The following is a 7,171-nucleotide window of genomic DNA, read 5'->3' on the forward strand; positions in this document are numbered from 1 at the left end:
GCGCCCGTGCGGCGTCTATTCCGGCGAATGCTTCTGGGAATCTCGCGGGGTGTCGACGGCGCCACCGAAGCGACGGTCGCGGTCGAGATACAGGCCGATCGCCTGCCACAGGTCGGTGCGCGAGAAATCGGGCCAAAGCGTGTCGAGGAACACGAACTCCGCGTACGCGGACTCCCACAGCAGGAAGTTCGACGTGCGCTGCTCGCCACTCGAGCGGATGAAGAGATCGACATCCGGCATATCCGGCTGATAGAGACGGCTGCGGATCAGACGTTCGGTGACGGCCGACGGACGCAGGCGCCCCGCATCGACGTCCTGCGCGATCGATCGCATCGCGTCGACGAGCTCGATCCTCCCGCCGTAGTTGACGCACATCGTGAGGGTGAGCACGTCGTTGTCGCGGGTGAGCTGCTCGGCGAACTGCAGCTCCTTGATGACCGAGCCCCACAGGCGCGGCTTGCGGCCCGCCCACCGTACGCGCACCCCCCACTCGTTGAGCTGGTCGCGGCGTCGGTGCAGCACATCGCGATTGAACCCCATGAGAAAGCGCACCTCGTCGGGCGAGCGCGACCAGTTCTCGGTCGAGAAGGCGTACACCGACAGATGCGTGACGCCCGCCTGCACGGCGCCGGCGACGACGTCGAGCAGAGCCGCCTCGCCCGCCTTGTGCCCTTCGACGCGGGTGAGGCCGCGCCGGTTCGCCCACCGGCCGTTGCCGTCCATGACGATCGCGACATGCTTCGGCACGGCGCCCTTCGGGAACTCGGGCGGATGCTGTCCGGTCCAATCCAGCGGACGATACGCCACGGCGTCGCGGTGCGTGAACGGCTTCGGGCTCATCGGGCTCCCTCCGAGCTGACATGCGCGAGCGAGCGGATGCCGCGCTCGAGATGCCACTGCGCGTACGCCGCGATGAGGCCGGACGCCGCGGCGGTCGAGGCCGGCGTCGCGGCATCCACCGCTTCCCACTCCCCCGCCATGAGCGACCGCAGGAGGGAGGAGGTCGCCGAGCCGATACGGGCCGAGCCGACGGGAGCGCACCCGGTGCACACCGTGCCGCCCGCCTGAGCGACGAAGGCGTCGTGCGGGCCCGGTCTGCCGCATCGAGCGCACTCCGACAGACCCGGCGCCCACCCGGACAGAGCCATCGCGCGCAGCAGGTACGAATCCAGGATGCTGCGCGGAGCATGCTCGCCGCGCGCGAGCGCGCGCAGGCCACCGACGAGGAGCAGGTACTGCTGGCGTGTCGCGTCGGCCTCGTTGAGCCGGTCGGCGGCCTCGACCATCGCGTGGGCGGATGTGTAACGGTCGTAGTGAGCGGCGATGTCGGCGCCGTAGGATCCGAGCGACTCGGCCTGCTGCACGATGTCGAGCGATCGGCCCTGGTAGAGCTGAACATCGGCGACCATGAAGGGCTCGAGACGTGCCCCGAACCGCGACGACGTGCGCCGGACACCCTTCGCGACCGCGCGGATCTTGCCGTGGCGGCGGCTGAGCATCGTGAGGATGCGGTCTGCTTCACCCAGTTTGTGGGTGCGCAGGATCACGACCTCGTCGCGGTAGGTGGGCACCACTCGATTATCCCGTCCAGGCGAGAGAATGGACGCGTGAACGAGCCGCTCTTCGTGATCCCGCTCTGGGCAGACCTCACCGCCGTGGGTCTTGGAGGCGTTCAGGGCGCCCTGTTCGCCTCGGGCTTCCGCGGCCAGCGCCGCCTCGACCTGCTCGGCGTGGCCATCATCGGCATCGTGATGGGCATGGGCGGCGGTCTCATCCGCGACATGCTCCTGAACGTCCCGCCGGCGACGCTGCAGAGCAACTGGTACCTGATCACAGCGACGGGGGCCGCGTTGGTCGGCATGCTCCTCGCCGGCATCTTCCAGCGGCTGAACCGGGTGATCGTCGGGCTCGACGCCCTCGTGATCGGCATGTTCGGGGCGCTCGGCACGAGCAAGGCGCTCGCGCTCGGCTTTCCCGAGATCCCCGCCATCTTCGTCGGGGTGTGCGCGGCGGTGGGCGGCGGCATCCTGCGCGACATGATCATGGGCCTGCCGGTTGCGATCATGCACGTGGGGTCGCTGTACGCCGTGGCCGCCGGAGCCGGATGCGTCGTGCTCGCGGGGGCGCATGCGCTCGGCGCGCCGCTCATCGCAGCATCCATCGCCGGAATGGTCGTGACGGCGGTGATCCGCCTGCTCGCCGTCGTCTTCGACATCTCGCTGCCCGAGCAGCGCGCTCTGCATCGCCGCAAGGTCGCCGTCGAGACCTCGGCCATCCCGATCATCAAGCCCTGATCGTCCGCGAGACTGCAACGGAGCGCCGAGACTGCGGGTGAACCCCGCAGTCTCGGCCGCCCGTTGCAGTCTCGCCGTCAGGGTCAGGCGGTGACGAGCGACGCGGAGCGCTCGCGGGTGCGGATCGCGCGGTTGACGCTCGAGACGACGGCCTTGAGCGACGCCGTCGAGATGTCACCGTCGATGCCGACACCCCAGAGCCGGTCGCCGTCGACCTGCAGTTCGACGTAGGCGGCCGCCTGCGCGTCGCCGCCGGCGCTCAGCGTGTGCTCGACGTAGTCGTAGAGCGAGATGTCGAACCCGTGCGCCCGGACCACTTCGAGGAATGCGGCGATCGGGCCGTTGCCGTGAGCCGTGGCATCCTGCACTTCGTCGCCGTCGCGCAGACGCACCGCGAGCTCGACGTCGCCGGTCATGTCGCTCGAGCTGCGCGTCGCGAGGATCTCGAACCGACCCCAGCGGTCGGCCTCGGCCGCCGCGGGCAGGTACTCGTCGGTGAAGACCGACCAGATCTGGTCGCTCGTCACCTCGCCGCCGTGCTCGTCGGTCTTGGCCTGCACGACGCCCGAGAACTCGATCTGCAGACGACGCGGCAGGTCGAGCGCGTGGTCGGTCTTGAGCAGGTACGAGACGCCGCCCTTGCCCGACTGCGAATTGACCCGGATGACGGCCTCGTACGAGCGGCCCAGGTCCTTCGGGTCGATCGGCAGGTACGGCACGGCCCAGTCGATCTCGTCGACCGTGACGCCGGCGGCGTCGGCGCGGGCCTGCATCGCCTCGAAGCCCTTCTTGATGGCGTCCTGGTGCGAGCCGCTGAACGCCGTGAAGACGAGGTCTCCCGCCCAGGGGCTGCGCTCGGGCACGGGCAGCTGATTGCAGTACTCGGCCGTGCGCTTGACGTGGTCGATGTCGCTGAAATCGATCTGCGGATCGATGCCCTGTGTGAGCATGTTGATCCCCAGCGCGACGAGGTCGACGTTGCCCGTGCGCTCACCGTTGCCGAACAGGCATCCTTCGATGCGGTCGGCGCCGGCCAGGTACCCCAGCTCGGCGGCGGCGACCCCCGTGCCTCGGTCGTTGTGCGGGTGGAGCGACAGGATGACGTTCTCACGGTGATTCAGGCGACGCGACATCCACTCGATCGAGTCGGCGTACACATTGGGCGTGGCCATCTCGACGGTCGCCGGCAGATTGATGATGACCTTGCGCTCGGGCGTCGGCTCGAAGACCTCGAGCACGTCGTTGCAGATCTCCAGAGCGAACTCGAGCTCGGTTCCGGTGTAGGACTCGGGCGAGTACTCGTAGTAGACGGTCGTCTCGGGGATGCGCTTCTCGTACTCGCGGCACAGACGCGCACCCGACAGGGCGATGTCCTTGACGCCCTGCTTGTCGGTGCGGAACACCACGTCGCGCTGCACGATGCTCGTCGAGTTGTACAGGTGCACGATCGCCTGCTTGGCCCCCGCGATCGCCTCGTACGTGCGCGCGATCAGGTGCTCGCGCGACTGCGTCAGAACCTGGATCGTGACGTCGTCGGGAATGAGGTCGTCTTCGATCAGCTGGCGCACGAAGTCGAAGTCGGTCTGGCTCGCGGAGGGGAACCCGACCTCGATCTCTTTGTAGCCCATCTTCACGAGCAGCTCGAACATGATGCGCTTGCGCTCGGGGCTCATCGGATCGATGAGCGCCTGGTTGCCGTCGCGCAGGTCGACGGCGCACCAGCGCGGGGCCGTCGTGATCCGGTTGGACGGCCACGTGCGGTCGGGCAGATCGACCCGGATCTGCTCGTGGTACGGCCGATACTTGTGGATCGGCATTCCGGAGGGCTGCTGGGTGTTCTTCATGATTCGTCGCTTCTTTCATCGCCCGATCGGGCTGGCTGAGTGCCGGATGGATAGCGGACCAACGACGATCGCCGCGACGAGGAAGGTCCTAGATCGAGGACTCGTCGCGGCGGCTAAGAAGAAGGAGCCCGCCGAAGCGCATGGATAGATGGTAACAGGACCGGATCGGGATGAGACGAATCGGCCGCGCGCGACACTAGAACGACATGACACGTCACCGCCGATACCTCCTCGCCCTCGTCGTGGGCGTGGCATCCGCTCTCGTACTCGCGGGGTGCGCGACGCCCTCCGCGTCCGATGCTCCCCCGGGCGCCTCGCTGGGCTCGGTCTGGCCGGCGCCGCCCGAGGGCGACGTCATGGCGCAGGGCACCGTGCTCGACACGGGAGGCGACCCCCAGCTGTGTCTCGGCGCGATCGCCGAGTCCTATCCCCCGCAGTGCAGCGGGATCCCGATCGAAGGGTGGGATTGGGAGGGGCTCGACGGACAAGAGACGGCGAGCGGCGTCACATGGGGCGCGTATGCCGTGCAGGGCACGTACGACGGCGACACCTTCGTGCTCACGGAGGACCCCGTCATGCTGGCGCTGTACGACCCGATGGTCGCGCCCGATCCGACCGGCGGCGAACCCGGGACGGGCACGGAGCCGCAGCTCACCGAGTTGCAGGACGAGCTGCCCCAGCGCCTCGGCGATGCCTACCTGATGTCGATGCCCGAGAACGGGTGGCTGCTGGTCGACGTCGTCTGGGACGACGGCACGTGGCAGAAGGCCGCGGACGACGACTTCGGCGAGGACATCGTGCTGATCCGATCGGCGCTGACCCCCGTCGCGGGGTGAGGCACCGGGTTTCCGCGACGCCGTGCATGCCCGTACCCCGCCTGGCTTCCACGGGGTACGGGCATGCACTGTGACGCGGTCGGATCGCCGCAGATTGCGTCGCGCAAACTGCCCGCGCAGTACCGGTGGAAACCAGACGGGAATGTCGGAGGCCCTTGGCAGAATCGTGGGTATGGATGCACTGCTGGATCACCTGAAAGAGGTCATCGAGCAGTCTCGCGGGGTCGTGTCAGACACCCTCGGCTCGGGTCGGATCATCGATGCGTCCGACACCCACGTCGTGACGGCCATGACGCTCGCGGCCGAGCTCCAGCGACTCACCGACGCGGTTCTCGTCGAGACGGTGGGCGAAGTGTCCCGACGGTCACTTCAGCGCGACCGCGATCTGCGGCTGACGACGCGCAGGGGCTGCCATGACGTGAGTGAACTCGTCCAGCGCCACACGCGTCTCGCCCCAGCCACGGCAGCTCGTCTGATCCGCGGAGCGAAGCCGACCATGGTGGGGATCTCGTTCGCCGGGTCGCCGATCGAACCCCGGCTGCCCGCTCTGCGCGACGCGCTGCTCGACGGCGAGGTCGGCGTCGACGGGCTTCTCGCCGTCTCCGGTCCGCTCGAGGGAATGGGGCGCCGGGTCGGGCGTGACGACCTGCTCGCGGCGGATGCCGTGCTTGCGGCCGAAGCGCGCGGCGAAGGTCCGGAAGGTGCGCCGCCAGCGTGTGCCGAGCTGCTGCGCGTGCAGGCGCTCGCGTGGTCGGCCTACCTCGACCAGGACGGCGCCGAACCGCGCGAAGAGCGCGCGATCCGACTGCGCGGAATCACGCTCGGCACCGTGCGCGACGGCCTCGTGCCGATCCGAGGGATGCTGCTCCCCGAAGTCGCGGCTCAGTTTCGGCGCATCAGCGATGCGGTGATCTCGCCCCGGGTCGACGGCAGCGCCGGAGTGCAATTCCGCCCCTCAGCCGACGCGACCGGCGATGCCGACGACGAGTTCGCCCCCGTCGACCCGCGCACGTGGACGCAGAAGCAGCATGACGCTCTGGCGACGGCCCTGTTCGTCGCAGCATCCAGCGAGCAACTGCCCACGATCGGCGGCGCTGCTCCGACGCTCGTGGTGTCGGTCCGAGACCGCGATCTCATCTCGCAGACGGGCTGGGCGCACGTCGACGGGAGTGACGAACCCGTATCGCTGGCCAGCGCACGGCACGCGGGCTGCGCTGGCGTCATCCAGCGCGTCCTCCTTGGCGGCAACGGTCGAATCAAGCAGATCGGCACGGAGGAACGTGTCTTCAATCGCCACCAGCGCCGGGCGATCGCCCTTCGCGACGGTGGCTGCATCATTCCCGGCTGCGGTGTGCCCGCAGGCTGGTGCGAAGTGCATCACGTCATGGAACACGCCGAGGGCGGCCCGACGCATTGCGACAACGGAGTGCTCCTCTGTTGGGCACACCATCGGTTCCTCGGCCACATCGGGTGGCGGATCCGCATGAACAGGGGCGTTCCCGAGGTGCTCGCACCCGACTGGATCGAGACCCGACCTCGATGGCGAGCGGTCACGAAATCTCCGACCCGGATTCTCGATCTCATCGGCGGCCGGCGCACATGACACGCGGTCGTGGCTCGGCTGGAGTGCCGCGACTCGACCGGGCTGACGCGACGCGTCATCGGGTGGGGTAGCTTCGGCAGCATGAGCTTCGACAACATCCTGCAGGTACTGGATGAGACCGCGGTCGTCGCCGTGGTCACGACGAAGGCGAACGGGCAGCCGGTCGCCACCCCGATCTGGTCCATGGTGATCGACGGCGTGCCGTACATCCGATCGGTCAACGGCCCCGAGGCCGCGTGGTATCGCCATGTTCGTGCTGGCCGGCCGGTCGCTTTCGCGCTCGGTGACGGATCGATCGCCGAGCGGGATCGCGTCGCCGCGTTGGCTCTCGAGCGCGAGGAGGTCACCACCTCGTATGTTCCCGCCGACGACGCGGTGCAGGCCGAGATCGATGACGAGCTGTGGCGCAAGTATGCCTCGAGCCCCGACTCGGTGCGGATGATGCTGAGCGCCGACGCGCGCGCATGCACTCTGCGCGTCGAGGAAGCGCGCTGAGCGCCTAGGGCGTGTCTGACAAATTGTTCGAGGGTGGGCTGAGAGTCTGGACGCGTGTCGCGGTTCCAGTTGCTTTCGGATGCTCAGTGGTCGTTGATC

7 protein-coding genes are annotated in these 7,171 nt (G+C 68.4%); 4 read left to right on the forward strand and 3 right to left on the reverse strand.

From position 1 onward, the window contains the following. Positions 1-15 precede the first annotated feature (15 nt). Positions 16-840, reverse strand: coding sequence for an isoprenyl transferase (locus ACWICD_RS12670; protein ID WP_376125635.1), 825 nt, complete (start codon positions 838-840; stop codon positions 16-18). Beyond that, a complete protein-coding gene (gene recO, locus ACWICD_RS12675) occupies positions 837-1,571 on the reverse strand; it encodes a DNA repair protein RecO (RefSeq protein ID WP_376125632.1) in 735 nt (244 codons plus the stop codon). The genes ACWICD_RS12670 and recO overlap by 4 nt, the downstream gene beginning before the upstream one ends. Before the next feature lie 36 nt (positions 1,572-1,607). Here recO and ACWICD_RS12680 point away from each other — a divergent pair, with 36 nt between their 5' ends. Beyond that, positions 1,608-2,294: a trimeric intracellular cation channel family protein gene (locus tag ACWICD_RS12680; protein ID WP_376125630.1), complete on the forward strand. Its 687-nt coding sequence runs from the start codon at positions 1,608-1,610 to the stop codon at positions 2,292-2,294. 83 nt (positions 2,295-2,377) lie between these two features. On the opposite strand, the gene leuA is transcribed toward ACWICD_RS12680, so the two are convergent. Then, positions 2,378-4,138 carry a 2-isopropylmalate synthase gene (gene leuA, locus ACWICD_RS12685; protein ID WP_454140375.1) on the reverse strand — a complete coding sequence of 587 codons (1,761 nt, stop codon included), beginning with the start codon at positions 4,136-4,138 and terminating at the stop codon, positions 2,378-2,380. Positions 4,139-4,344: 206 nt separating this feature from the next. Between leuA and ACWICD_RS12690 the strand changes: the two genes are divergently transcribed. From ACWICD_RS12690 to ACWICD_RS12700, 3 genes are all read left to right on the forward strand, one after another. Continuing rightward, a complete protein-coding gene (locus tag ACWICD_RS12690) occupies positions 4,345-4,974 on the forward strand; it encodes a hypothetical protein (protein WP_454140376.1) in 630 nt (209 codons plus the stop codon). Between the two features lie 172 nt (positions 4,975-5,146). Then, positions 5,147-6,577, forward strand: a complete 1,431-nt coding sequence (locus ACWICD_RS12695) for a DUF222 domain-containing protein (protein ID WP_454140377.1) — start codon at positions 5,147-5,149, stop codon at positions 6,575-6,577. A gap of 81 nt (positions 6,578-6,658) precedes the next feature. Continuing rightward, a complete protein-coding gene (locus tag ACWICD_RS12700; RefSeq protein WP_454140378.1) occupies positions 6,659-7,072 on the forward strand; it encodes a DUF2255 family protein in 414 nt (137 codons plus the stop codon). Positions 7,073-7,171 lie beyond the last annotated feature (99 nt).

The organism is Microbacterium sp. NPDC055357, from assembly GCF_053644835.1.